Genomic DNA, 24693 nt, shown 5'->3' on the forward strand with positions numbered 1-24693 from the left:
GGGGCTGTCATGTCGCATCAATCTGATTTGATCAGCGAGGACATCCTCGCCTACCTGGGCCAGCACGAACGTAAAGAGCTGCTGCGCTTTTTGACCTGCGGTAACGTTGACGACGGCAAGAGCACCCTGATCGGGCGCCTGCTGCACGACTCCAAGATGATCTACGAAGATCACCTGGAAGCGATCACCCGCGACTCGAAAAAAGTCGGCACCACCGGCGAAGACATCGACCTGGCGTTGCTGGTCGACGGTCTGCAGGCCGAGCGTGAACAAGGCATCACCATCGATGTCGCGTACCGCTATTTCTCCACCGCCAAGCGCAAGTTCATCATCGCCGACACCCCCGGCCATGAGCAGTACACCCGCAACATGGCCACCGGTGCGTCCACCTGTGACCTGGCGATCATCCTGGTCGACGCCCGCTACGGCGTGCAGACCCAGACCCGTCGCCACAGCTTCATCGCCTCGTTGCTGGGCATCAAGCACATAGTCGTGGCCATCAACAAGATGGACCTCAAGGACTTCGACCAAGGCGTGTTCGAGTCGATCAAGGCCGACTACCTGCAGTTCGCCGAAGGCCTGAAGATGAAGCCCACCAGCATGCACTTCGTGCCGATGTCGGCACTGAAGGGCGACAACGTGGTGAACAAGTCCGAGCGCTCGCCGTGGTACACCGGCCAGTCGCTGATGGAAATCCTCGAGACCGTGGAAGTGGCGGGCGACCGCAACTTCACCGATCTGCGTTTCCCGGTGCAGTACGTCAACCGTCCGAACCTGAACTTCCGTGGCTTCGCCGGTACGCTGGCCAGCGGCATCGTCAAGAAAGGCGACGAAGTCGTGGTGCTGCCGTCGGGCAAGAGCAGCCGCGTGAAGTCCATCGTCACCTTCGAAGGAGAGCTGGAGCACGCAGGTCCAGGTCAGGCAGTCACGCTGACCATGGAAGACGAAATCGACATCTCCCGTGGTGATCTGTTGGTTCACGCCGACAACGTGCCGCCGGTGACCGACAGCTTCGAAGCCATGCTGGTGTGGATGGCTGAAGAGCCGATGCTGCCGGGCAAGAAATACGACATCAAGCGCGCCACCAGTTACGTGCCGGGCTCCATCGCCAGCATCGTCAACAAGGTCGACGTGAACACCCTGGAAGAAGGTCCGGCCAGCGCGTTGCAGTTGAACGAAATCGGCAAGGTCAAGATCGCGCTCGACGCGCCGATTGCCCTCGACGGTTACGACAGCAACCGCACCACCGGCGCCTTCATCATCATCGACCGCTTGACCAACGGCACCGTCGGCGCCGGCATGATCGTCGCCCAGCCTTTGGCCCATGGCACCAGCACGCACCACGGCAAGCTGGCCCACGTCGCCACCGAAGAGCGCGCACAGCGCTTCGGCCAGCAACCGGCCACCGTGTTGTTCAGCGGCTTGTCGGGCGCGGGCAAGAGCACTCTGGCGTATGCCGTTGAACGCAAGCTGTTCGACCTTGGCCGTGCAGTGTTCGTACTCGATGGTCAGAACCTGCGTCACGACCTGAACAAAGGTCTGCCACAGGATCGCGCCGGGCGTACCGAGAACTGGCGTCGTGCCGCGCACGTTGCGCGTCAGTTCAACGAAGCCGGTCTGCTGACCCTGGCGGCGTTCGTTGCGCCGAGCGCCGAAGGTCGTGAACAGGCCCGGGAACTGATTGGCAAGGATCGTCTGCTGACGGTCTACGTCCAGGCTTCGCCAACCGTCTGCGCCGAGCGTGACCCGCAAGGCCTGTACGCGGCGGCCGGGGATAACATCCCGGGCGAGTCCTTCCCGTACGACGTGCCGCTGGATGCCGATCTGGTGATCGACACCCAGTCCGTGTCGCTGGAAGAAGGCGTCAAGCAAGTGCTGGGTCTGCTGCGCGAGCGTGGGGCGATCTAAGCGTTAGCCAGAAATGAAAAACCCGCCGATGAGTGATCCTCGGCGGGTTTTTTGTGCTCTGTAGATTGTCAAAAGATCGCAGCCTTCGGCAGCTCCTACAGGGTAAACGCGCACCTTTGTGTAGGAGCTGCCGAAGGCTGCGATCTTTTGATCTTAAGCTCCCGGGAATTCCCGATGCATCTGCGCAAGCAGAGCATCCTTGTCCTGCCACATCTGATTGATCCAGCCCTGGAACTGAAGGCGGTATTCGCCGTCCTGGTCGTAGTTCTTGCCGATGAACTGCGGCGGAATCTTCAGCTCTTCAAAATGCACCACCACATCCGCAATGTTCCCGCACAACAAGTCCCAGAAACCAGGACGCCCGGCGGGATAGTGGATGGTCACGTTGACGATGGACTCCAGTTGCTCACCCATCGCATCCAGCACAAAGGCAATGCCGCCGGCCTTGGGCTTGAGCAGGTACTTGAAGGGGGACTGTTGTTGCTTGTGCTTGCCCTCGGTGAAGCGCGTGCCTTCGACGAAGTTGAAAATGCCCACCGGGTTGTCGCGGAATTTCGCGCAGGTCTTGCGGGTGGTTTCCAGGTCCTTGCCTTTCTTCTCCGGGTGCTTCTCCAGATAGGCCTTGGAGTAGCGCTTCATGAACGGAAAGCCCAGCGCCCACCAGGCCAGACCAATCACCGGGACCCAGATCAGCTCTTGTTTGAGAAAGAACTTCAACGGTTGAATGCGTCGGTTGAGCACGTATTGCAGCACCAGGATGTCGACCCAGCTCTGGTGGTTGCTGGTGATCAGGTACGAGTGCCGGTAGTCGAGGCCTTGCAGGCCGCTGATGTGCCAGCGCGTGCGGCGCACCAGGTTCATCCAGCCTTTGTTGAGGCTGATCCAGGCTTCATGGGTATGGCTCATCAGCCAGCCCGCGATGCGTTGGGTGAGGGCGAACGGCAGTGCCTTGACGAGCGCCACGCAGAACAGGAACGAGCAGAGCAAAATCGTGTTCAATGCCAGCAGCAGCGAGGCGATCACGCCGCGCAATGGGGCGGGTAGGAAGTCCAGCATTTACACATCCATAGGTCGGTTGGCGGCTTGAATCGCGGTCAGGGCGATGGTGTAGACGATGTCGTCGACCTGCGCGCCGCGCGGCAAATCGTTCACCGGTTTGCGCAGGCCTTGCAGCATCGGCCCGAGGCTGACGCAGTCGGCGCTGCGCTGCACGGCTTTGTGGGTGGTGTTGCCGGTGTTGAGGTCGGGGAACACGTACACCGTGGCACGACCGGCCACCTGGCTGTTCGGCGCCAGCTGCCGGGCCACGCTTTCGTTGGCGGCGGCGTCGTACTGTAAGGGGCCATCGATCAGCAGCGAGTGCTGTTGTTCGTGGGCGAGCAGGGTGGCCTCGCGGACCTTTGCGACTTCCTCGCCGCTGTCCGACTCGCCGCTGGAGTAGCTGATCATCGCCACCCGTGGCGTGATGCCGAATGCGGCGGCCGAGTCGGCGCTTTGCAGGGCGATCTCGGCCAGTTCGCTGGCGCTCGGGTGCGGGTTCATCACGCAGTCGCCGTAGACCAGCACCTCTTCCGGGAACAGCATGAAGAACACCGAAGACACCAGGGTGCAGCCCGGTGCTGTTTTAATCAGCTGCAGGGCCGGGCGGATGGTGTTGGCGGTGGTGTTGATCACGCCCGATACGAGGCCGTCGACTTCATCGAGGGCCAGCATCATGGTGCCGATCACCACGGTGTCTTCCAGTTGTTGTTCGGCCATCGGCGCGTTGAGGCTTTTGCTTTTGCGCAGCGCGACCATTGGCTCGACGTAGCGTTCGCGGATCAAGTCCGGATCGATGATTTCCAGGCCTGGCGGCAGCTCGATGCCCTGGGCGCGGGCGACGGCCTGCACGTCCTCGGGCTTGGCCAGCAACACGCAGCGAGCGATGCCGCGGGCCTGGCAGATTGCCGCGGCCTGCACGGTCAGCGGCTCGCTGCCTTCGGGCAGCACGATGCGCTTGTTGGCCGCCTGGGCGCGCTGGATCAATTGATAGCGGAACACCGCTGGCGACAGGCGCATCTCGCGCGGTGTACCGCAGCGCTGGTGCAACCAGTTGGCATCGAGATGGCCAGCGATGAAATCGGTGATGATTTCGGCGCGCTCGCGGTCGTCGATGGGGATTTCCTTGTTCAGGCCATTGAGCAGGTTGGCGGTGTCATAGGAGCCGGTACTCACCGACAGTACCGGCAGCCCGGCCTGCAGGGCGCCGCGGCACAGGTCCATGATGCGTGGGTCGGGCAGGGTGTCGCTGGTCAGCAGCAGGCCGGCCAGCGGCACACCGTTCAAGGCCGCGAGGCTGACGGCGAGGATGATGTCGTCGCGGTCGCCGGGGGTCACCACCAGCACGCCGGGCTTGAGCAGCTCCACGGTGTTGCGCATGGTGCGGGCGCAAATGATGATTTTGGTCATGCGCCGGGTTTCATAATCACCGGCGTTGAGCACTTGCGCGCCCATCAGGTCGGCGACGTCGCGGGTGCGCGGGGCGTTCAGTTCCGGCTGGAACGGAATGCAGCCGAGCAAACGGAAATCCCCGCTGCGCAGCAACGGCGAATGCTCCTTCAGGCGCGTGGCGAAGGCCTCCATGCTTTCCTCGGTCTTGACCTTGTTGAGGATCACGCCGAGGACTTTCGGATCTTTCGGGCCGCCGAACAATTGCGCCTGCAACTCGACGCGACCGGAGAGTTCGGTCAGCACTTCGTTTTCCGGTGCCGAGACCAGGATCACCTCGGCGTCGAGGCTCTTGGCCAGGTGCAGGTTGACCCGCGCGGCGTAACTGGCGCTGCGGGTCGGCACCATGCCCTCGACGATCAGCACGTCCTTGCCGATGGCAGCCTGCTGATACAGGGTGATGATTTCCTCGAGCAGCTCATCGAGCTGGCCGTCGCCGAGCATGCGCTCGACATGCGCCAGGCCCAGTGGCTGAGGCGGTTTCAAGCCGTGGGTACGCGCCACCAGTTCAGTGGAACGTTCCGGGCCCGTGTCGCCCGGATGCGGCTGGGCAATCGGTTTGAAAAAGCCGACCTTGAGCCCGGCGCGCTCAAGGGTACGCACCAGCCCGAGGCTGATGGAGGTCAGACCCACACCAAAATCGGTGGGCGCGATAAAAAAAGTTTGCATGCGGATTCTCTGGAAGGTGCATGGCAATGGTCACGACCTATGGCTGGTCGATTACCGAAATTCAGTCACCAAGGTTATCGCTAACCGTACCTTGTGCGCACCAACCGCAATCAAAGGGCTGGCCTATTTTTTCCTGGCGCAGCACAGGGTCCATGACCCAGGCCCGGGATTGCCATGGCGGCTGGTGCCGCAGGTGTTGGGTGTGGCCGCAGGAAAGCTCGGCCACCCAGTGGCCGTCCTCGTCCTGATGGAAGCCTGTGACCGTCGAATCCCGTTTGTCCGGGTTGTGTTCGCTTTCAGTCGATTGCTTCGCTAAACTTGGCCTTTCAATCTTCTTATGCAAAAGGTCTCGCCCCATGCTGATCGCCGCCAATAAGGCTGTCTCCATCGACTATACCCTGACCAACGACGCTGGTGAGGTCATCGACAGCTCCGCCGGCGGCGCGCCGCTGGTCTACCTGCAAGGCGCAGGCAACATCATCCCGGGCCTGGAAAAGGCTCTGGAAGGCAAGGCTGTCGGCGACGAGCTGACCGTAGCCGTTGAACCGGAAGACGCTTACGGCGAATACGCTGCCGAACTGGTCAGCACCCTGAGCCGCAGCATGTTCGAAGGCGTCGACGAGCTGGAAGTGGGCATGCAGTTCCACGCTTCCGCTCCGGACGGCCAGATGCAGATCGTGACCATCCGTGATCTGGACGGCGACGATGTCACCGTTGACGGCAACCACCCGTTGGCCGGTCAGCGCCTGAATTTCCAGGTCAAGATCGTTGCCATCCGTGACGCCAGCCAGGAAGAAATCGCTCATGGCCACGTCCATGGCGAAGGTGGCCATCACCACTGATTTCTGCGCTAAGCTCAGATAACTGGAGAGGCGCCCCGAGGGCGCCTTTTTAGTCTGCGGCTGTCCCTGACGACACCGCCAAGTGGCTGTTTCGAGAAGAACACGGGAATCTGGAGTACGCCATGAGTGCTTTTCACGACCTTAAATTGACAGCCCTGGATGGACAGGAGCTACCTCTGGCGCCTTTCAAAGGCCAAGTCGTATTGGTGGTCAACGTCGCCTCCAAATGCGGCCTGACCCCGCAGTACGCGGCGCTGGAAAACCTCTACCAACAATACAAGGGCAAAGGCTTCAGCGTGTTGGGCCTGCCGTGCAACCAGTTTGCCGGGCAGGAACCGGGGACCGAGCAGGAGATCAAGGATTTCTGCAGCCTCAACTATGGTGTGACCTTCCCGTTGTCCAGCAAGCTGGAAGTCAACGGGCATGACCGTCATCAGTTGTACCGCTTGCTGGCGGGCGAGGGCGCGGAATTCCCCGGCGATATCACCTGGAACTTCGAGAAGTTCCTGCTGGGCAAGGATGGCCGCGTACTGGCGCGGTTCTCGCCACGCACGGCGCCGGATGATCCGACCATTGTTCATGCGATTGAAAAAGCGCTGAGTTAAGCCATAGATCAAGATCAAAAGATCGCAGCCTTCGGCAGCTCCTACACAGGATCGTAGGAGCTGCCGAAGGCTGCGATCTTTTGCTTTCTGTCTTTTGACCGTTAATCACCAAAATCAATAATGCTGTTCAAGCAGCGGATCCCTCCATATTATCACCGTCATAAAGTCATTCTTCCGTGGAGCGTCCCATGCCCGTAAAAGCCCTGTTCAAACCGTTCCACCTCGGCACCCTCGAATTGCCGACCCGCGTCGTCATGGCGCCGATGACCCGCTCCTTTTCTCCGGGCGGCGTGCCGAATTCCAAAGTGATCGAGTACTACCGTCGCCGCGCCGCTGCGGGCGTTGGCCTCATCATCACCGAAGGCACCACCGTCGGTCACAAGGCGTCCAACGGCTACCCGAACGTTCCGCACTTCTATGGTGAAGCGGCTCTGGCCGGCTGGAAGAAAGTCGTCGACGCCGTTCACGCCGAAGGAGGCAAGATCGTTCCGCAGTTGTGGCATGTGGGCAGCGTACGCCGTATCGGCACTGAACCGGACGCCAGCGTACCGGGCTATGGCCCGTCGGAAAAAATCAAGGACGGCCAGGTCGTTGTGCACGGCATGACCCAACAGGATATCCAGGACGTGATCGCCGCATTCGCCCAGGCTGCCAAGGATGCCCAGAGCATCGGCATGGACGGCGTGGAAATCCACGGCGCCCACGGTTACCTGGTCGACCAGTTCTTCTGGGAAGGCAGCAACCAGCGTACCGACGAATACGGCGGCAGCCTGGCCAATCGTTCGCGCTTCGCCATTGAATTGATTCAGGCCGTGCGTGCCGCGGTCGGTGAAGGTTTCCCGATCATCTTCCGCTTCTCCCAGTGGAAGCAGCAGGACTACACCGCACGTCTGGTGCAAACCCCGGAGGCGCTGGGCGAGTTCCTCAAGCCGTTGGCCGATGCCGGCGTGGATATTTTCCACTGCTCGACCCGCCGCTTCTGGGAGCCGGAGTTCGACGGTTCCGAGCTGAACCTGGCTGGCTGGACCCGCCAACTCACCGGCAAGCCGACCATCACCGTGGGCAGCGTCGGCCTGGATGGCGAGTTCCTGCAGTTCATGGTCAACACCGACAAGGTGGCACAACCGGCCAGCCTGGAAAAACTGCTGGAGCGCCTGAACAACGACGAGTTCGACCTGGTAGCGGTCGGTCGTGCGTTGCTGGTGGACCCGGACTGGGCACAGAAAGTGCGCGATGGTCGTGAGGACGACATCCTGCCGTTCAGCCGCGAGGCGTTGATGACGCTGGTTTAAGCGGCGTCTGGCCTTACGCTTTCGCGAGCAAGCCCGCTCCCACAAGGGATTTGTGTACGACACAGAACCAATGTGGGAGCGGGCTTGCTCGCGAAGACTGACTCAAGAGCACTACAAAATCAGGGAGCAATCGGCGCATTCGGCACCACCATCTCCCCGGCACAAGCCCCGCGCAACTGTCCCTCGAACTGTTCGATGATCGTCGCCCAACCCTGGCGACTGGCATGCTGGCGCGCATTGAGTCGCACATTGCGCAAGGCCTCCCTGTCCTCCAGCAGCCATGCCGCTGCATCGCAGAACGCTTCTTCATCCCCCGGCATCGCCAACACACCGTTGTAGCCATGACGAATATGCTGGGCCGCCGCCGCCTGATCGTAGGCCACCACGCCGAGCCCCGAGGCCAGTGCTTCAAGCACCACATTGCCGAAGGTTTCGGTCAGGCTCGGAAACAGAAACACGTCGCCTGATGCGTAGTGACAGGCCAGGGCTTCACCCCGCTGGGTGCCGCAGAAAATCGCCTCGGGCATTTCGTTTTGCAGTTCCTGGCGCTGCGGACCTTCGCCGACCACGATCAGTTTCAGGGTGCGCCGGGGATAACTCGCCTTGAGGGTATTGAGGGTGCGTTTGAGCAAGCCAAGATTCTTTTCCGGGGCCAGGCGTCCGACGTGAATGACGGCGATGTCTTCCTCGGTCAGTCCCCATTGCTCACGCAGGGCACTTAATCGTTTGGCCGGGTGAAACAACTCACTGTCGACCCCTCGGGAGAGCAACGCCAGTCGTTCGAAATGCCGTCGTTCCAACTCCATGCGCTGACTGACGCTGGGCACCAGGGTCATGGTCGAGCGGTTGTGGAACCAACGCAGGTAGTGAGTCAGCAGGCGCGTGAGCAAGCCAAGGCCGTACTGGTTGGAGTACTGCTGGAAATTGGTGTGGAAACCGCTGACCACGGAAATCCCCAGACGCCGTGCCGCACGCAAGGCCGACAGGCCCAGCGGGCCCTCGGTGGCGATGTAGAGCACGTCCGGGCGGTGACGCGTCCAGCGCCGCAGCAGCTTGTGCATCGACGACTGACCCCATTGCAGACCGGGATAGCCCGGTAGCGGCCAGCCGCGGCACAGCAGCAACTCATCGTCGCTGCCCAACTGCTGGTCGCAGCCCTGGCGTGGTCGCACCAGTTCCACCTGGTGCCCGCGTGCGCGCAGACCGTCGCACAAGCGACCCAGGGTATTGGCCACGCCGTTGATTTCCGGAGGGAAGGTTTCTGTGATCAGGGTGATATGCAGAGCTGTCGTCATGACCCCAGTGTCGGCTGGGGCCATGTCGTCAGTGTGACGTCGGGATGATGGATTTGTGACGTTGTGGGCCTGGCCGGTGAACCGGTGCGCACTGACTGGTGCTGAGTCAGATACTCACGAATCCTATTCAGTTACCACGGTTCTGGCGGTGGATGGGCTACGGCGCGTGCGATCAGTGACAGTGATTTGTAGTCGGCAGCGCCGTTCGGAGAGTCCCAAGTGCGTTGCCCCAGTGGCAACAACCAAGGTATCAGCTGATTCCAGGCTTCTTCCGGGGAACTGAAGGACGGCACTTCGATCCAGAACTGGATTCCGGCCCCCCCTAAAAATGGACTGTCCGCGGGAATCTCCGTTATCGCGCCTCCTGCTTTGTCCATGAAATGGTTGGCTCGCCACGTATCATAAATACCGCGAGGCGAGTGCTTGGCGTGGAGGATATTGTCCCAGGTCTTGTTAACGATGAAATAAAAGTCGCCATGGGCGTTGATCACGTTGTATCCGGCATTGACCAGGTCTTGTGCAGTCATTTCTCCGCGCAGGCTGCCCCATAGACTCCAGCACTCGATTTCTACCTTTTTATTCACCGCAATGACCGGGTTGGGTCGAACAGCCCCGTCGTTCCAGACTCGCGCGATTTTACCTCTGTTTAGTATCAGACTTGCCACGTAATTGATGAAGTACCTGACAGCGTCCTCGGAAGTGGCATTTGGATTACCGGACATATCACGTGCATATTTGGCTAGTTGTGGAGTGTTGTCGTGGGTGATCGGGCGGAGAAAGTACTCATCGGCTCCCAGATGGATACGCCGGCTCTGTGGAAACATTGTGAGAAGGTCAGAGACAAGCGTTTTGATAAAGGAACGCGCCGCAGGAATGCTGAAATCGAGCGCTTTAGATACAACGGTGCCATTACTGAGGCGAAGGTGGAATTGAGGTCGGTCGCGTAGTATCCGGTCCATATGTCCAGGCATGTCGAGTTCGGGAATCACCTCGATATGGTAGGAGGCGGCGGTGTCGAGGACGCGCTTGAGTTCTTCTGCGCTCCAGGCATCGGAACTGGAGATGTCCACACAAGAAGGAAAGATAACCCTGACCCCTTCGTTATCGGTCAGGTGCAAATGCAGTGTATTGAGTTGATTCCAGGCCATTTCCTGAATCAGGTTGATTACCCAATCGGGGCTGAAATACCAGCGGCCCATATCGATCATTACCGAGCGCTCGGCATACAGGGGTGCATCAATTACAACCCCTGGATCAAGTGTGGTGGAAACTCGTGCGGCTTTATGCAAGGTGGTCAGGGCCCGGGCCATGGCCTCCAGGGTTTGTGCGGTGACCAGGACATTGCTTGAGATATCAATCCGGTAACTTTCGCTTTTCCCATTGACTGGAATCGGGACGTCCGCCGTATTCGGTGCGGACAGTTTCAACAATACGTCACCCGGTAGTGGGGGAACGCCTGGCAGCAGCGCAATGGTCGTTGGCTTGCCAAGCCCGGCGGCACCGGCGAACCCGGCTGCCAGTCGTGTAGCCAGGGGGCGCAGGCTCTCGCTGTCGATGAGAATGCGCGAGCTTTCACTGATGACAAAATCATCTCCCGCTTCTGGTTTCGCATAGAGCACTGCCGGACTCATGCGGGTCCAGGGAAAGGATACATTCTGATTCTCGGTACTGAGATTTTCGCCAGGCATCATGCAAGTCGAGGCGGGGTCGTGGATTGGTGTTGCCATTGAAGTGGAACTCCATAAGTTTAAGTCGTGACTCATCCCTGATAGCTGAAGGATCTCAAGTTGGGGGGGAGTCCCTGAGCGGATTGAATACCTTATGCGTAGCAACGGCTACTGTAAGAAGTAACAGGTTTTAGTAAAAACTCAGAAAGTTATGCCGTTCATCCATTTTGTTTCGTTGAAGAGACCAAGTGTTTTGGTGATGTGCTGGAGAAATATCAGCTTCGCTTGCGTATTGTTGAGGTTGGCGATCGCTTCTCGAAACTATCAGTTATTACAGGTGTTTTTATTTTCAATTAACGTGAAAGTGGTTCTGCATTACAGGCAATTTTGCCGAATAAAAGGAGTATTAATGATGGCAGAGCAATCGAAAGTTAAACTGGGTTCAAATGAGGCTGCAGAGATCAGCACTCCCGTGCCGACGATCGTATATCCTTTAAACGGAACTCATCACGCTTTGGGGCGGGTTTTTATTGAGGGGAGTTGTTTAGAGGGGGCAAAAGTTGACGTGCTAAACTATGACGACAGTATGCTGGGTTCTGCTGTAGTGAACGGAAAAAACTGGTATTTCAGTCGCAACTGGGACGAAGGTGTCAAGGTTGTGAGGGCACGCCAGAGCGTTGCTGGTATACCTTCCGTCTCAACTGAGCAACGTCTCTTCTTTGTTGCTCAATACTCGAACGCTCCAAGTATTACTCACCCCAAAGACGCGTCCGAGCCGATGATATTTATCGAAGGCACCTGTACTGCCGGAGCAGAAGCGGTTGAACTGCTGAATCATGACTTTAGTGTTTTAGGTAAAGCCACAATAGAGCCTAATAGGACGACTTGGAGGTACGGTCGCGTTTGGACTCCAGGCGTAAAACATGTCAAGGCAAGACAAATCCTGGATGGCAAGCCTTCTGATCCAAGCGGTCAAATTGAGTTCATCGTACGGTAAATACCTCACCAGTAACTGATTCGACTAACGGCTGTGAGTCAGTTGTAAGGCCTGCGGCAAGAGAAATACTCTTGCCGCAGTTTTTTATCGGGTGTTTTTTACTTTGCGGATGTTGTCAGCGTCTGGACGCCACGCTCGCGTACCCAGAACAGCGTTGCACCGGCCACTGCCGCCGGCATCATCAGGATGTTGACCACCGGAATCAGCAACACCAGATAAACAATCCCGCCAAAACTCATGCTCTGCCAGCGCTTCTCGCGCAGCCAGCCGAGCATCTCGTTCCAGCCCAGCTTGTGGTTGTCCGCCGGGTAGTCGATGTACTGGATCGCCATCATCCACACCCCGAACAATAGCCATAGTGGCGCGGCGATGATGTTCACCACCGGGATGAACGAGAGGATGAACAGCCCGATCGCCCGCGGCAGGAAGTAGCCCAGTTTGCGCATTTCCCGGGCCAGGGTGCGCGGGATCATCGCAATCAGTTCGCCCCAGCTGAAGGCCGGAAAATCATCGGTGCCGCGCACCACCACTTCGACTTTCTCCGCGAGGAAGCCGTTGAATGGCGCGGCAATGACGTTGGCGAGCATGGTGAAAGTGAAGAACACCATCAGCACGACGAGCACCACGAACAGCGGCCAGAGGATGTAGCTGAGAAAACTCAGCCAGTCGGGCAGGGACGGCATCAGCGTATCGACCCACAGGCTGAATTGATGGCCGGCCAGGTAGATCAATCCGACGAACAGCACCAGGTTGATCGCCAGCGGCAACAACACAAACAAACGCAGGCTGGGGCTCAGCACCAGCTTGAGGCCTTCGCGCAGGTATTGCGGGCCGGACAGAACAGGGGCGGGCATAAGGTGCTCCGGGCAGAGGGAAAACGCGCCGACCTTACCGGCTTTGCTTCACAGGCGAAAGCGCGGTGGCGGTATCGACATCCACTGTAACAAAGACGTCGATATCGTCGGGCAGATTGCATAGAGACCACCTATGAGCTGGATTGTTAATCCGTATTTCCTTAATCTTCGCCCCCTCGATACGCTGCACCCAATCTTTTTACAGGACGGTCGGGTTCAAGCCTTCCCCAAGTGCTTTCAACCGTTCTTTTTTATTCCAGCCGGCAATCCGGCGTTCCGCGCCAGGTGTTCCGGGCCGGTCAACAGGAGCAGGTCATGTCTGAAGTCCGTCATTCGCGAGTGATTATTCTCGGTTCCGGCCCTGCCGGTTACAGCGCTGCGGTCTATGCCGCCCGTGCCAACCTCAAGCCACTGCTGATCACCGGCATGCAGGCCGGCGGTCAACTGACCACCACCACCGAAGTCGACAACTGGCCGGGCGACGTCCACGGCCTGACCGGCCCGGCGCTGATGGAGCGGATGCGCGAGCACGCCGAACGCTTTGAAACCGAGATCGTTTTCGATCACATCAATGCCGTGGACTTCGCTGCCAAGCCATACACCCTGACTGGCGACAGCGCGACCTACACCTGCGACGCCCTGATCATCGCCACCGGCGCCAGTGCTCGTTACCTGGGCCTGCCGTCCGAAGAAGCGTTCATGGGCAAAGGCGTCTCCGCCTGCGCAACCTGCGACGGTTTCTTCTATCGCAACAAGCCGGTAGCTGTGGTCGGCGGTGGCAACACTGCTGTCGAAGAAGCCCTGTACCTGGCCAACATCGCCAGCAAAGTCACCCTGATCCACCGTCGCGAAACCTTCCGCGCCGAGAAGATCCTGATCGACAAGCTGAACGCCCGTGTTGCCGAAGGCAAGATCGAGCTGAAGCTGAATGCGACCCTGGACGAAGTACTGGGCGACAACATGGGCGTGACCGGTGCCCGCCTGAAGAACAACGACGGCAGCTTCGACGAAGTGAAAGTCGACGGCGTGTTCATCGCCATCGGCCACACCCCGAACACTTCGCTGTTCGAAGGCCAACTGACGTTGAAAGACGGTTACCTGGTTGTGCAGGGCGGCCGTGACGGCAACGCCACCGCCACCAGCCTCGAAGGCATCTTCGCCGCCGGTGACGTGGCCGACCACGTGTACCGTCAGGCCATCACCTCGGCTGGCGCCGGTTGCATGGCGGCACTGGATGCCGAGCGTTACCTCGACAATCTGCAGAACGCTTGATTCTGCTTTCGTCGAAATGAAAAAACCGGCTTCGGCCGGTTTTTTCATGGTGAAGACAAAGGCACCCAACCCTGTAGGAGCTGCCGAAGGCTGCGATCTTTTGATTTTTACAAACAAGATCAAAAGATCGCAGCCTTCGGCAGCTCCTGCAGGGGGCTTTATGCTTGAGTCAGTTTTGCAAGGCAGGCTTCAAGAATATCCAGCCCTTCTTCCAGCACCGCAGCCTCGATGGTCAAAGGCGCCAGCAAGCGAATGATGTGCCGCGATTTGCCACTGGGCATCAGCAGCAGGCCCGCATTCCGCGCCAAAGCCAGCAGTTGGGTCAATTGTGCCGGGGCGGGTGAGCCATCGGCGTTGATCAGCTCGATGCCGCGCATCGCACCGATCCCGGTCAGGCGGCCCAGATACGGCGTCAGGCCGTTCGCGCGCCAGGTTTCATAGCGGCCGACAATTGCTTCTTCCTGTTGTGTGCCCCAGGCGTGCAGGTTGGTATCGCTCATTTCATCCAGCGTCGCCAGCGCGGCGGCGCAGGCGATGGGATTGCCGGAGTAAGTGCCACCGAGTCCACCCTTGGGCAGGTTATCCAAAAGCGATTTGCGCCCGACCACCGCCCCCAGTGGCACGCCGCCGGCGATGCTTTTGCCGAGCAGGACCAGATCCGGCTCGATGCCCAGCCGTGAGAATGCGAAGCGCTGGCCGGTGCGACCGAAACCAGACTGGATTTCATCGGCGATCAGCACAATACCCTTGTCGTCGCAGAACTTGCGCAGCGCCTGGGCGAACTCGACGTCCATCGCCAGGAAGCCCGCTTCGCCCTGCACCGGTTCAACGATAAAGCAGGCGACGTCTTCGACATCGATCTCGACGCTGAACAGACGCTCCATGGCTTTGAAGGCCTCGGCGCAGCTGACGCCGTTGTCCTGGCTGGGGAAGGGAAGGTGATACACCGGCCCTGGCAGCACGCCGATTTTCTGTTTGTAGGGCGCCACTTTGCCATTGAGGTTGAGCGTGGCCAGCGTGCGGCCGTGGAATGCGCCGTCGAAGGCGATGACCGCGCTGCGACCGGTGGCGCCACGGACGATCTTCAAGGCGTTTTCCGCCGCTTCCGCGCCGCTGTTGGTGAGCATGCCGCTGACCGGGTAACCCACTGGCATGAACGCACTGAGGCGATCCATCAGTTCGAGGTATGGCACATGGGGAGCCGCGTTGAACGCATAGTGGGTCAGCCGCGTGGCTTGTTCGCGAATGGCCTCGACGATGCGCGGATGGCAATGGCCGAGGTTCAGTACGCCAATGCCACCGACAAAGTCGATGTAGCGTTTGCCATCGGTGTCCCAGACCTCGGCGTTTTTACCGTGGCTGAGCGTGACAGGGTGAACGATGTTGATCGACTGGCTGATGGTTTCGCTGCGCATGAATGACCGGCTCGGAAGAAGGAGGACTTCTTTTTATCTAAGCCGTGAGCGGTGCTACGGGGCAAACGAAATAAAGTTGCCGGGTCAATCTTAAAAGTCGGGTTGTGCTTGTGATCAATTCCGCGCCATGAACGCAAAACCTGTAGGAGCGAGCTTGCTCGCGATGGTGGTGAACGATGACGCTGGGAGCCTGACCCCCCGTGGCGTTCTTCAGTCCATCGCGAGCGGGCTCGCTCCTACAAATCAAATCAGCGGCGAGTCAGTGGCTGTTGGGTGAACTTTACTCCCGCCAGACCATGGGCCATCAACGCGCGGATGTTGCCGTGGTCGCTGCCTTCCGGCGTTGCCAGCACCGAACGGTAATGCTCGCCGAACGCCAACAGGGCTTCTTCATCGCTCAAGCCTTCGAGCAGTGCCAGACCCAGGGTCTTGCACGAGCCTTCGTTCTGCCCGGCCGTGTTTTCCACACCACCGTTGTTGAAGGCCTGAGGCTGGTAGTCGTAGCCGCCTGCAATGAACGCCAGGGTATCGGCGAAGGCGTGTTCGCCGCTGTTGAGGCTGGCGCGCAAGGTGTTCAAATTACTCATTGGGTTTTCCTTTGGCGAACGCCGCCTGTTGTTCGGCGCTGGCTTCCTGCTGATATTGGGCTTTCCATTCGGCGTACGGCATGCCGTAAACCACTTCGCGGGCTTCGTCGAGGCTGACGTCGATCTGGCGCTCGTCGGCCGCCGCCTTGTACCACTTGGACAGGCAGTTGCGGCAGAAGCCCGAGAGGTTCATCAGGTCGATGTTCTGCACATCCTTGCGGCTGTCCAGGTGGGCCACCAGCCGACGAAAGGCGGCGGCTTCGAGTTCCAGGCGTTGTTGATCGGTCATGGGGGTCTCTGCGAGACAGCTTTGAGCGACAAGCTTCAAGCTGCAAGATGGATTGCGGTGGCTTCTAGCTTACCGCTTGAAGCTTGAAGCTTGAAGCTTGAAGCTTAGCGGCTTGCCGCGAGTGTTATCGACACCGACTCGGCGAATCGCAGCGCGTGGGGCTTGTCGACCTCGACTTCGGCGTAGAGCACCGATGCGTTGGCCATCACCAGGTCGAGAATTTCCTGGGTCAGGCGTTCGAGCAGCGCAAAGCGGTTGCCTTCCACGTGGGCGATGATCGCCTTGGTGATCGTGCGGTAGTTCAGTGCGTGATCGATGTCGTTGTCACGTACCGCTTCCTGGGCCGCGTACAGAATGGTGAGGTTGATCAGCACATCCTGCTTGTTGAGGATTTCATCCTCATTGATGCCGATGAAGGTACGCAGGCACAGGTCTTTGACCCGGATGCGTGCCATGCCTGGCTGAAGTTGTGGCATTGCTACTTGCTCCGTCCAATCAATTGCAGGAACTCCTGGCGGGTGTTGCTCGACTCGCGGAAGGCGCCGAGCATCACTGAGGTGTTCATGGTCGAATTCTGTTTCTCGACGCCGCGCATCATCATGCACATGTGCTGCGCTTCGATGACCACTGCGACGCCTGCCGCACCGGTCACCTGTTGCACGGCGTCGGCGATTTGCCGGGTGAGGTTTTCCTGGATTTGCAGGCGCCGGGCGAACATGTCCACCAGCCGCGCAATCTTCGACAGCCCCAGCACCTTGCCGGTTGGAATATAAGCCACATGCGCCTTGCCGATGAAGGGCAGCATATGGTGTTCGCAAAGCGAGTACAGCTCGATGTTGTCGACGATCACCATTTCATCGTTGTCCGAGGCGAACAGCGCGCCATTGACGATCTCTTCGACACTTTGTTCGTAACCATGGCAAAGGTACTGCATGGCTTTGGCTGCGCGCACCGGGGTGTCGAGCAGGCCTTCGCGGTCTGGATTTTCACCGAGGCCGATGAGGATCTCTCGATAATTCTGGGGCAGGGATAACGTCATGGAGAATCCTCGCGGGACACTTATTTGATGTGCCTTCCGCCGTTGACGGTCAGGGTGGTGCCGGTGACATAAGGGTTGTCGAGCAGATAGCGCAGGCTCTGGTAGATCACTTCGCAGCCAGGCTCGATGCCCAGCGCGGACTTGGCCAGTGCCTTGGCGCGGTAGGCCGCGTCGTCTTCAGGGTTGAACAGTAGCAGGGCCGGCGCAATCCCGTTGACCTTGATGTCCGGCGCGTACCTGGCGGCGAAGGACAGGGTCAGGCTGTCGAGTCCGGCTTTGCTGGCGCAATAACCGATGTGCTTGCTGCTGCCCTTGCGGGTCACGTCATCGCTGATGTGCACGATGTCTGCGGGGCTTGAGCGTTGCAGCAGATCGGCGCAATGCAGGTTGATCAGGTAGGGCGCCAGCATGTGCACGCTGAACATGCGGGTGAATGCGGCGGCGTCGGTGTCCGGTGTTTCGGCCAGCCATTCGGAGGCGTTGTGGACAATCGCCCGCAAACAGTCGGTGTGGGTTTTCAGTTCACTGATGAAGGCGAGGATTCCGGTTTCGCTGGCGAAGTCCGCGAACACGGCGGTGGCCCCCAGGTCGCGCAGGGCTTGTACGCCGGGCCGCTCGCTGCGGTAGCTGAAAATCACGCGATGGCCGTCTTCCAGCAGTCGCCGGGCGCAGTGCAAACCGACACGCTGGCCGGCGCCGGTAATCAGGATGGGGGCTGCGGAAGAAGTCATGAACGGCTCGCATCGCGGTGAGAGCAAAACTATACCAGCGACGGGAGCGCTCTACCTATTGCGGGGGGAAACAACTGTGGGAGCGAGCTTGCTCGCGATTGCGGACTGTCAGACGACACATATGTTGACTGACACGCCCTCATCGCGAGCAAGCTCGCTCCCACAGGGGGATCAGCGATTTTGGACGGTGGGTTCTGCGGGCAGCGGTCGAGCTGGCGCACTGTTCAGCCAATTGGCCAGCAAACGGGTCGACAACGGAATGAACAAGTAAACCATCAGCGGCGTCAGGCACAGGGTGCTGACGAGCACGCGGGGCAATAGCGCCATCTCGCCCAGCAGCGGCCCCAGCACAAAGTTGAACAGCAGCGAGACCGGAAAGAACGCCAGCCAGATCGCCACGGCCTGTTTCCAGCGTGGCGGGCGTTGGCCGGCGACGCCAAACCAGCCTTCGATGCCGCTGACCCGGTGTTCTGTCGGGTGGGCGAACAGGTCGCTGCCGCGTCCGAGCCAGGCGCTGCGAGAGACGGAATGTTCCCAGGCGTGCAGGGTCTGCTCGTCGGCGAAGCGGAAGATAATCTGGAATTCGTCATCGTCGGGCGGTGGTGCGAGTACGCCGGAGCCGAGGTAGCCGGGAAAATCGGTGGCCAGTTGTTCGCCTTCGCGCAGCCAGGCGATCAGGTCCTGATAACGTCCATTGGCAACGCGGCGCGCAACCATCAGCGTGACGGGTGGGGTAGACATTGTGTATCTCCATGAGGCATTTGCGTCGCTCCGGATAGGCGCTTCGCCAGGCGCAGCGCCGGGGTGGTGGGCTGCGACTTGAAACAAGCAAGGATTATTCCTGATTCTGCCCGTGGCGTCTGTGACGTTTATCCGCTCATCCGCAGTATCGATTTTTTACGGAAACTTTACGGGGTGGGGGCGTTAGAATAACGCGCGGACGATACAGGGATGTTTCAACAGAATGCCGATACAGACAGACGTCGCATCAGGATCCACTCAGGCCGTCGCTCTCGAACAGGAAGAGCTCTTCCCCATTCGCGAGGTGGCGCGCCTGACAGGTGTCAACCCGGTCACGCTTCGCGCTTGGGAGCGACGTTATGGCCTGATTGTTCCCACACGCACCGAAAGCGGGCATCGCCTGTACTCGCTGACCGATATTGAGCGCGTTCGCAGCATTCTCGGCTGGATCGAACGCGGTGTTGCGGTCAGCAGGATCGGCAAGATCCTGGCCAGGACCGAGCCGCTCCAGGCGTTGTCGCACATCATCCCCAACAGCCTCGTGGAAGCCGATTACGCGCAGTGGCAGCAACAGGTTCTTGCGGCGGTCAACGGGTTTGACGACCTTCGGCTGGAGCAGCTCTACGGGCAAATCTTTTCCAGTTACGCCCTGTCGGTGGTGTTTCAGGACATTCTGATCCCCGTCTGGAAGCAGTTGATGCAACGCCAGGACCAATTCGGCGTAACCAGCGAGTGGCTGCTCCTGGATGGTTTTCTGCGTTCCCGGGTAGTGCAGCGCTTGCTGTTGACGCGCGAGAAACAGCCGCGTCGCGTGGTCATCTGTGCCCTGGATGGTCACTGCCGGGAGCTGGAGCTGTTGGTTGCCGCCCTGTTCCTGAGTTCCGGGCCATCGGCCATTCGCGTATTGAACATAGGCCAGCCATTCGAGGAACTGGCGCTGATGTGTGAAAGGATCAAGCCCATGGCACTGGTGCTGTTTTCCAATCAGGTGCCGAACGCCGAGTTGCCGCGGCGCCTGAATCGCCTGGCCATGGGCCTGGAGTGTCGACTGTTGTTGGCCGGTGATGCTTCTGACCTGGCGCAGGAAAGCCTGGCCGGGTCATCGATTGGTTGCCTGGGCAATGAAGGGAAGGTCATGGGCCAGCGTCTGAAGCAGTTCCTGGCGGGAACTCTGGATACTTGAAGTTCAGAGATGCAGCGTTGGATGAGTCAGACGATGCTGTTGCAGGATGAACTGGCGCAGACGCTCGGTTTCGTCCGTATCGCTCTGGTTCAGTTGATAGGCGTAGAAGCCCTGTTCGTTTTCTTTCTCGAAGGTGCCGCGCAAGGCAATCCGCTCATAGCCTGAGGGGCTGAACCACAAGGCGAAATGCTTCGGTGGCTTGGTCTTGTTGCGAACCTCCAGCAAAACCCCTTTGCACGACACTTCGTGTACCCACAGGGTGCCGGGTTGACCCTGGGCGTTTTCCAACGCTACCGGCTCGTCCAGTACCAGACGCCAAGGCCGGACCATCGGCCCGTCTTCATAGATGCTCGGCACGCCGAGACGCAAATGCAGCGCATGGAATTCGTCTTCCACCAGGTGCAGGGGGAAGGTTATTTGCTGGTTTTCGAAGCTGGCTTGAATGGTGACCTGCTCATGGGCCGCCAGGCGGGTAAGCAGGTCACGGATTTGCGATCCACCGTTGACGAGCAGGCTCGACGTCGCATCCCGCACATTGAGTTGCGGGTTGTGTTGCATGGTCTGGATGAAATCCAGCTCATCCTGGGTCAGGAGCGCGTCGCGTTGCATGGCCAGCTCGAAAGGTATAGTTACAAAGTTATTGGTGATTGTAGTTACTGACCATTAATTCTGAGTTTCGTTTGCGCCGTTCGTCGCCTTGAGCGCAGCAAGCTCCGCCTGGAGTTCAGTGACCTGCCGCTCCAACTGTGCCACGCGCTGTTGTGCCTTGACTTGCACCGTGACGTCTTTTTGCACACCGACAAAATAGGTTTGCCCGTCCGCTGGATTTTTCACTGTTGAAAGGGACAGCTCATTCCAGAACGGTGTGCCGTCCTTGCGGTAGTTGCGCAGTATTTCCCGGCAGGAACCTTCACTGTTCAAGGCGTTGCGAATCAACGGCAGGGCTTCCTGGTCGCGGTCCCCTGACTGCAGGAAACGACAATCCTGATAGAGGATCTCTTCGCTGGAGTACCCCGTCAGGCGTTCGAACGCGGGGTTGACGTAAATGAGGATTTTGTCCTGATCGCCTTCCTTTTCGGCAATCACGATGCCGTCGTTGGAGGCGTTGATCACCATTTGCAGCAGTTGAGCATTAATCATCGGAGCATCCTTTCCTGATTGATTGTCAATTGCATTCTAAAAGAATAATCACGACTGTGGTGTTAATATCCGGGTCTTTTACTCGGATTCAGGATCAGATTGATGAAAGTCGCCATCATTTCCGGCTCGGTGTACGGCACGGCCGAAGAAGTTGCCCGCCACGCCGCCAGCCTGTTGAAAGCCGCCGGTTTCGAAACCTGGCACAACCCGCGTGCGACCCTCGCCGACGTCCAGGCGTTTGGCCCCGAAGCCTTTCTGGCGGTGACCTCGACCACCGGCATGGGTGAGCTGCCGGACAATCTGCAACCACTGTATTCGACCATTCGTGACCAATTGCCAGCAGCCTGGCGCGGTTTGCCGGGGGCGGTGATCGGGCTGGGCGATGCGAGCTATGGCGATACTTTTTGTGGCGGCGGCGAGCAAATGCGCGAATTGTTCGGTGAACTGGGCATTCGCGAAGTACTACCGATGCTACGCCTGGATGCCAGCGAGAGCGTGACCCCAGAGACGGACGCCGAGCCTTGGCTGGCGGACTTGATCAGCGCACTGCGCACCTGACGTTACTCCGACATCCATGCCAGTCAGGGTTCTGACAGTACGGTAAAAAACGGCCTGTCAGACCATCGCTGGCGCCGGTCGTTTGACAGGGATCCATGGGTGGCAGGGCGACTGACTCGTAAGGCCACCAAGCTGGCTGCCAATGCAACTACACGAACCTCAAGGGCTGACTAGACTCGATGAACATAGGAAACACTCCATAATAAAAAACCGAGGCTCCTTGCCGTGACTGTCGCTCCTGTCCAATCGCCACACAGTGTCAAAGACCAGGTCAGTGCTGCCGAGTGGCAGACTCGCGTTGACCTTGCGGCCTGTTATCGCCTGGTCGCTCAACACGGTTGGGATGACCTGATCTTTACCCACATCTCCGCCAAGGTGCCCGGCACCGAAGATTTCCTGATCAACCCGTTCGGGTTGATGTTTCACGAAATGACCGCGTCGAGCCTGGTCAAGGTGGATCAGGCTGGCAACAAGTTGATGGACAGTCCTTACGAGATCAATCCGGCGGGTTACACCATCCACAGCGCCGTGCATGAAGTGCGTCACGATGTGGTTTGTGTGCTGCACACCCACACGGCTTCAGGGGTGGCGGTCTCGGCCCAGAAGCAGGGCGTTCTGCCGATCAGCCAACAATCGTTGTTCGTGCTTTCCAGCCTGGCCTACCACGCCTACGAAGGTGTGGCGCTCAACCATGAAGAGAAGGTGCGGCTGCAGGCCGACCTCGGTGAAAACAATTTCCTGATGCTGCATAACCACGGTCTGCTGACCTGCGGCAGCACCATCGCCGATACGTTCCTGATGATGTTTACCTTTCAACGTGCCTGCGACATTCAGGTCATGGCACAAAACGGTGCGGCTGAGCTGATTGCCATCGAACCGCAGATCCTGGCCGGCGCCAAAGCCATGATCGCGGGTGTCACCCGAAGTGCTCAAGGAATGGGCGGAGCGCTGGCGTGGCCGGCGCTGCTGCGCAAGCTCGATAAACTGGACCCGGGTTATAAACTCTGATGGCACTCGCCGAGATTCCTCTGTGTGTCTGGCGCAAACGCAGCCAGACGTTCTTGTTCCGTGGCCACAGCATCCGTTACTGGACGGCGGGTCAGGGCGAGCCGCTGTTGCTGATTCACGGTTTCCCGTCCGCCAGCTGGGACTGGCATTACCTGTGGCAGCCATTGACCCAGCGCTTTCGCGTGATCGCTTGCGACATGCTGGGCTTCGGCGATTCGGCCAAACCGGCGAACCACGAATACAGCCTGCTGGAGCAAGCGGATCTGCAACAGGCACTGCTTGAGCACCTGAATGTCGAGCAGCCGGTGCACCTGTTCGCCCACGACTATGGCGACAGCGTGGCCCAGGAACTGCTGGCCCGACATTACGAATCGCGGGTGGAGCTGGCCAGTTGTGTGTTTCTCAACGGCGGGTTGTTTCCGGAAACCCACCGCCCGGTATTGATGCAGAAGCTCTTGCTCAGCCCTTTGGGCTGGATGATTGGCCGTGCCTTCAGCCGTGATGGCCTGGTGAGAAGCTTTCGGCAGATTTTCGGCCCGCAAACCCGTCCCAGTGAAAGCCAGATGGATGACTTCTGGAGCCTGGTCGAATGCCAGCGTGGGCCACGGATCATGCACAAGTTGATCGCCTACATCCCGGAGCGACGGGTCTGGCGCAACCGCTGGGTGAGCGCGATGCAACGCGGTGAAGTGCCGCTGCGAGTGATCGATGGCGGGGTCGATCCGATCTCCGGTGTGCATATGGTCGAGCGTTACCGGGAACTGATCCCGGATGCGGACACCGTGGTATTGCCCGACATCGGTCATTACCCGCAGATCGAGGCACCCTGCGAGGTCCTCAGGCACTACCTGGCGTTTCGCGATCAATTGCTTTCCCCACCGCGCAAAGTCGCCTGCTCCTGATTCGCAGCGTTGAACCCGCTCTGCTTCTGTGGCGAGGGAGCTTGTCGGATCGCCGCACCGTCCCGTTCGGCTGCGAAGCAGTCGTAAAACCTGTGTCCCGGGTTGAATGCCTCAGGGCCGCTTCGCGACCCGACGGGAGCAAGCTCCCTCGCCACAAGGGCAGCGCAACCTGTTGACGCGATCATCATCCCCCAGCCTTATCGCGCACCATTCAGCCTCCCCCGTATTGATTGTGACCCGCTGCGCCGTGCCGGACACTCGGACTCATCGTCCCTTGGCCTGCTGGAGTCCCCCCATGAATGAGCCTGTGCGCTTCGAAGATAAAGTCGTGATCATTACCGGTGCCGGTGGCGGCCTGGGACGGGCGCATGCGCTGCTGTTCGCCAAACAGGGCGCCAGGGTTCTGGTCAACGACCTGGGCGGCTCGACCCAGGGCGAAGGCGCCAGTGCCTCGGCCGCCGCCCGCGTGGTAGCGGACATTCGCGAGGCCGGCGGCATCGCCGAGGCCAACCACGACTCGGTCACGGATGGTGACAAACTGGTCCAGCACGCCCTGGACGTCTTCGGTCGCGTCGACGTGGTGGTCAACAACGCCGGGATCCTGCGTGACAAGACCTTCCACAAAATGGAAGACGCCGACTGGGACCTGGTTTACCGCGTCCACGTCGAAGGTGCCTACAAAGTCACCCGTGCCGCCTGGCCGCACATGCGTGAACAGAACTACGGCCGGGTGATTTTCACCGCGTCGACTTCGGGTATCTATGGCAATTTCGGCCAGTCCAACTACGGCATGGCCAAGCTCGGTCTCTATGGCCTGACCCGCACTCTGGCCATCGAAGGCCGCAAGAACAACATCCTGGTCAACGCCATCGCCCCTACCGGCGGCACACGCATGACCGAAGGCCTGATCCCGCCGCAAGTCTTCGAACAGCTCAAGCCGGAGCTGGTCAGCCCGCTGGTGGTGTACCTGGCCAGCGAGAACTGCCAGGAAACTTCCGGTCTGTTCGAGGTCGGCGGCGGCTGGATGGGCAAGGTCCGCTGGGAGCGCAGCCTCGGTGTCGGGTTCGATCCACGGGCCGGCTTCTCACCGGAAGATGTGGCGGCACACTGGCAGCAGATTTGCGACTTCGAAGGTGCGGCGCATCCGAAGGACAACATAGAGGCGCTGAAGGAAATGATGGGGAATTTGCAGAAGTATTCGCTCTGAGAAAT

The 24693-nt window shown here is 59.5% G+C and carries 26 protein-coding genes; 11 read left to right on the forward strand and 15 right to left on the reverse strand.

All coding sequences use genetic code 11. From position 1 onward, the window contains the following. Window positions 1-9 precede the first annotated feature (9 nt). Window positions 10-1908 (forward strand): sulfate adenylyltransferase subunit CysN, encoded by a 1899-nt coding sequence (gene cysN / locus KW838_RS11070; protein WP_007970287.1) that lies wholly within the window; start codon window positions 10-12, stop codon window positions 1906-1908. A gap of 153 nt (window positions 1909-2061) precedes the next feature. Here the strand turns inward: cysN and KW838_RS11075 are convergent, their stop codons facing one another. The 3 genes from KW838_RS11075 to KW838_RS11085 form a co-directional block, all read right to left on the reverse strand. Further along, a complete protein-coding gene (locus KW838_RS11075; RefSeq protein ID WP_116580976.1) occupies window positions 2062-2964 on the reverse strand; it encodes an acyltransferase in 903 nt (300 codons plus the stop codon). Then, window positions 2965-5064 carry a phosphate acetyltransferase gene (gene pta, locus KW838_RS11080; protein WP_102701494.1) on the reverse strand — a complete coding sequence of 700 codons (2100 nt, stop codon included), beginning with the start codon at window positions 5062-5064 and terminating at the stop codon, window positions 2965-2967. 61 nt (window positions 5065-5125) lie between these two features. Then, the gene (locus KW838_RS11085) at window positions 5126-5452 is read right to left on the reverse strand and encodes a DUF3565 domain-containing protein (protein WP_102675406.1); all 327 of its coding nucleotides are present in this window, start codon (window positions 5450-5452) and stop codon (window positions 5126-5128) included. Here KW838_RS11085 and KW838_RS11090 point away from each other — a divergent pair. The 3 genes from KW838_RS11090 to KW838_RS11100 all read left to right on the forward strand — a co-directional run bounded on the left by KW838_RS11090 (window position 5421) and on the right by KW838_RS11100 (window position 7803). After that, complete coding sequence (locus KW838_RS11090) at window positions 5421-5906, forward strand: peptidylprolyl isomerase (RefSeq protein WP_007942189.1); 486 nt, start codon at window positions 5421-5423, stop codon at window positions 5904-5906. The genes KW838_RS11085 and KW838_RS11090 overlap by 32 nt on opposite strands. Before the next feature lie 122 nt (window positions 5907-6028). After that, window positions 6029-6511: a glutathione peroxidase gene (locus tag KW838_RS11095; protein ID WP_008046206.1), complete on the forward strand. Its 483-nt coding sequence runs from the start codon at window positions 6029-6031 to the stop codon at window positions 6509-6511. Window positions 6512-6699: 188 nt separating this feature from the next. After that, entirely contained in the window at window positions 6700-7803 is a 1104-nt protein-coding gene (locus KW838_RS11100; RefSeq protein ID WP_015093513.1) for an NADH:flavin oxidoreductase, read from the forward strand. 119 nt (window positions 7804-7922) lie between these two features. On the opposite strand, the gene KW838_RS11105 is transcribed toward KW838_RS11100, so the two are convergent. Next, complete coding sequence (locus tag KW838_RS11105; protein ID WP_218501084.1) at window positions 7923-9122, reverse strand: glycosyltransferase family 1 protein; 1200 nt, start codon at window positions 9120-9122, stop codon at window positions 7923-7925. A 107-nt stretch (window positions 9123-9229) separates the two neighbouring features. Further along, window positions 9230-10825, reverse strand: coding sequence for a family 20 glycosylhydrolase (locus tag KW838_RS11110; protein WP_218501085.1), 1596 nt, complete (start codon window positions 10823-10825; stop codon window positions 9230-9232). A gap of 151 nt (window positions 10826-10976) precedes the next feature. Between KW838_RS11110 and KW838_RS11115 the strand changes: the two genes are divergently transcribed. Next, a complete protein-coding gene (locus KW838_RS11115; RefSeq protein ID WP_218501086.1) occupies window positions 10977-11762 on the forward strand; it encodes a hypothetical protein in 786 nt (261 codons plus the stop codon). A gap of 98 nt (window positions 11763-11860) precedes the next feature. Here KW838_RS11115 and cysZ read toward each other — a convergent pair whose 3' ends face one another. Next, entirely contained in the window at window positions 11861-12616 is a 756-nt protein-coding gene (cysZ, locus tag KW838_RS11120) for a sulfate transporter CysZ (RefSeq protein ID WP_218501087.1), read from the reverse strand. A gap of 315 nt (window positions 12617-12931) precedes the next feature. On the opposite strand from cysZ, the gene trxB reads away from it, so the two are divergent. Beyond that, a complete protein-coding gene (trxB, locus tag KW838_RS11125) occupies window positions 12932-13888 on the forward strand; it encodes a thioredoxin-disulfide reductase (RefSeq protein WP_095965873.1) in 957 nt (318 codons plus the stop codon). Window positions 13889-14046: 158 nt separating this feature from the next. Here the strand turns inward: trxB and KW838_RS11130 are convergent, their stop codons facing one another. The 7 genes from KW838_RS11130 to KW838_RS11160 form a co-directional block, all read right to left on the reverse strand. Continuing rightward, complete coding sequence (locus KW838_RS11130; protein ID WP_218501088.1) at window positions 14047-15303, reverse strand: aspartate aminotransferase family protein; 1257 nt, start codon at window positions 15301-15303, stop codon at window positions 14047-14049. 248 nt (window positions 15304-15551) lie between these two features. After that, a complete protein-coding gene (locus KW838_RS11135) occupies window positions 15552-15890 on the reverse strand; it encodes a HopJ type III effector protein (RefSeq protein WP_218501089.1) in 339 nt (112 codons plus the stop codon). Further along, window positions 15883-16179 (reverse strand): DUF1244 domain-containing protein, encoded by a 297-nt coding sequence (locus KW838_RS11140; RefSeq protein ID WP_007970303.1) that lies wholly within the window; start codon window positions 16177-16179, stop codon window positions 15883-15885. Before KW838_RS11140 ends, KW838_RS11135 begins: the two co-directional genes overlap by 8 nt. A gap of 104 nt (window positions 16180-16283) precedes the next feature. After that, the gene (folX, locus tag KW838_RS11145) at window positions 16284-16655 is read right to left on the reverse strand and encodes a dihydroneopterin triphosphate 2'-epimerase (RefSeq protein ID WP_007970304.1); all 372 of its coding nucleotides are present in this window, start codon (window positions 16653-16655) and stop codon (window positions 16284-16286) included. A 2-nt stretch (window positions 16656-16657) separates the two neighbouring features. Then, window positions 16658-17218 (reverse strand): GTP cyclohydrolase I FolE, encoded by a 561-nt coding sequence (folE, locus tag KW838_RS11150; protein WP_102701473.1) that lies wholly within the window; start codon window positions 17216-17218, stop codon window positions 16658-16660. A 20-nt stretch (window positions 17219-17238) separates the two neighbouring features. Further along, window positions 17239-17949 (reverse strand): dihydromonapterin reductase, encoded by a 711-nt coding sequence (gene folM, locus KW838_RS11155; RefSeq protein ID WP_218501090.1) that lies wholly within the window; start codon window positions 17947-17949, stop codon window positions 17239-17241. Window positions 17950-18120: 171 nt separating this feature from the next. After that, window positions 18121-18690 (reverse strand): antibiotic biosynthesis monooxygenase, encoded by a 570-nt coding sequence (locus KW838_RS11160; protein ID WP_218501091.1) that lies wholly within the window; start codon window positions 18688-18690, stop codon window positions 18121-18123. Window positions 18691-18913: 223 nt separating this feature from the next. Here KW838_RS11160 and KW838_RS11165 point away from each other — a divergent pair, with 223 nt between their 5' ends. Beyond that, a complete protein-coding gene (locus KW838_RS11165) occupies window positions 18914-19873 on the forward strand; it encodes a MerR family transcriptional regulator (protein ID WP_218501092.1) in 960 nt (319 codons plus the stop codon). 3 nt (window positions 19874-19876) lie between these two features. On the opposite strand, the gene KW838_RS11170 is transcribed toward KW838_RS11165, so the two are convergent. Together KW838_RS11170 and KW838_RS11175 are read right to left on the reverse strand one after the other, a co-directional pair. Next, the gene (locus tag KW838_RS11170; protein ID WP_102701469.1) at window positions 19877-20482 is read right to left on the reverse strand and encodes a hypothetical protein; all 606 of its coding nucleotides are present in this window, start codon (window positions 20480-20482) and stop codon (window positions 19877-19879) included. Between the two features lie 54 nt (window positions 20483-20536). Next, window positions 20537-21013 (reverse strand): PAS domain S-box protein, encoded by a 477-nt coding sequence (locus tag KW838_RS11175; RefSeq protein ID WP_102701468.1) that lies wholly within the window; start codon window positions 21011-21013, stop codon window positions 20537-20539. Between the two features lie 102 nt (window positions 21014-21115). On the opposite strand from KW838_RS11175, the gene KW838_RS11180 reads away from it, so the two are divergent. The 4 genes from KW838_RS11180 to KW838_RS11195 all read left to right on the forward strand — a co-directional run bounded on the left by KW838_RS11180 (window position 21116) and on the right by KW838_RS11195 (window position 24688). Beyond that, on the forward strand, window positions 21116-21571 hold the full coding sequence (locus tag KW838_RS11180) for a flavodoxin (RefSeq protein WP_102701467.1): 456 nt from the start codon (window positions 21116-21118) through the stop codon (window positions 21569-21571). A 225-nt stretch (window positions 21572-21796) separates the two neighbouring features. Continuing rightward, on the forward strand, window positions 21797-22579 hold the full coding sequence (locus tag KW838_RS11185) for a class II aldolase/adducin family protein (protein WP_102701466.1): 783 nt from the start codon (window positions 21797-21799) through the stop codon (window positions 22577-22579). After that, window positions 22579-23481, forward strand: coding sequence for an alpha/beta fold hydrolase (locus KW838_RS11190; protein ID WP_102701465.1), 903 nt, complete (start codon window positions 22579-22581; stop codon window positions 23479-23481). The genes KW838_RS11185 and KW838_RS11190 overlap by 1 nt, the downstream gene beginning before the upstream one ends. Window positions 23482-23776: 295 nt before the next feature. Next, window positions 23777-24688 carry an SDR family oxidoreductase gene (locus tag KW838_RS11195; protein WP_095965861.1) on the forward strand — a complete coding sequence of 304 codons (912 nt, stop codon included), beginning with the start codon at window positions 23777-23779 and terminating at the stop codon, window positions 24686-24688. Window positions 24689-24693 lie beyond the last annotated feature (5 nt).

Source organism: Pseudomonas sp. PDM27 (assembly GCF_019219205.1).
GTDB classification, from domain to species: Bacteria; Pseudomonadota; Gammaproteobacteria; order Pseudomonadales; family Pseudomonadaceae; genus Aquipseudomonas; species Aquipseudomonas laurylsulfatiphila.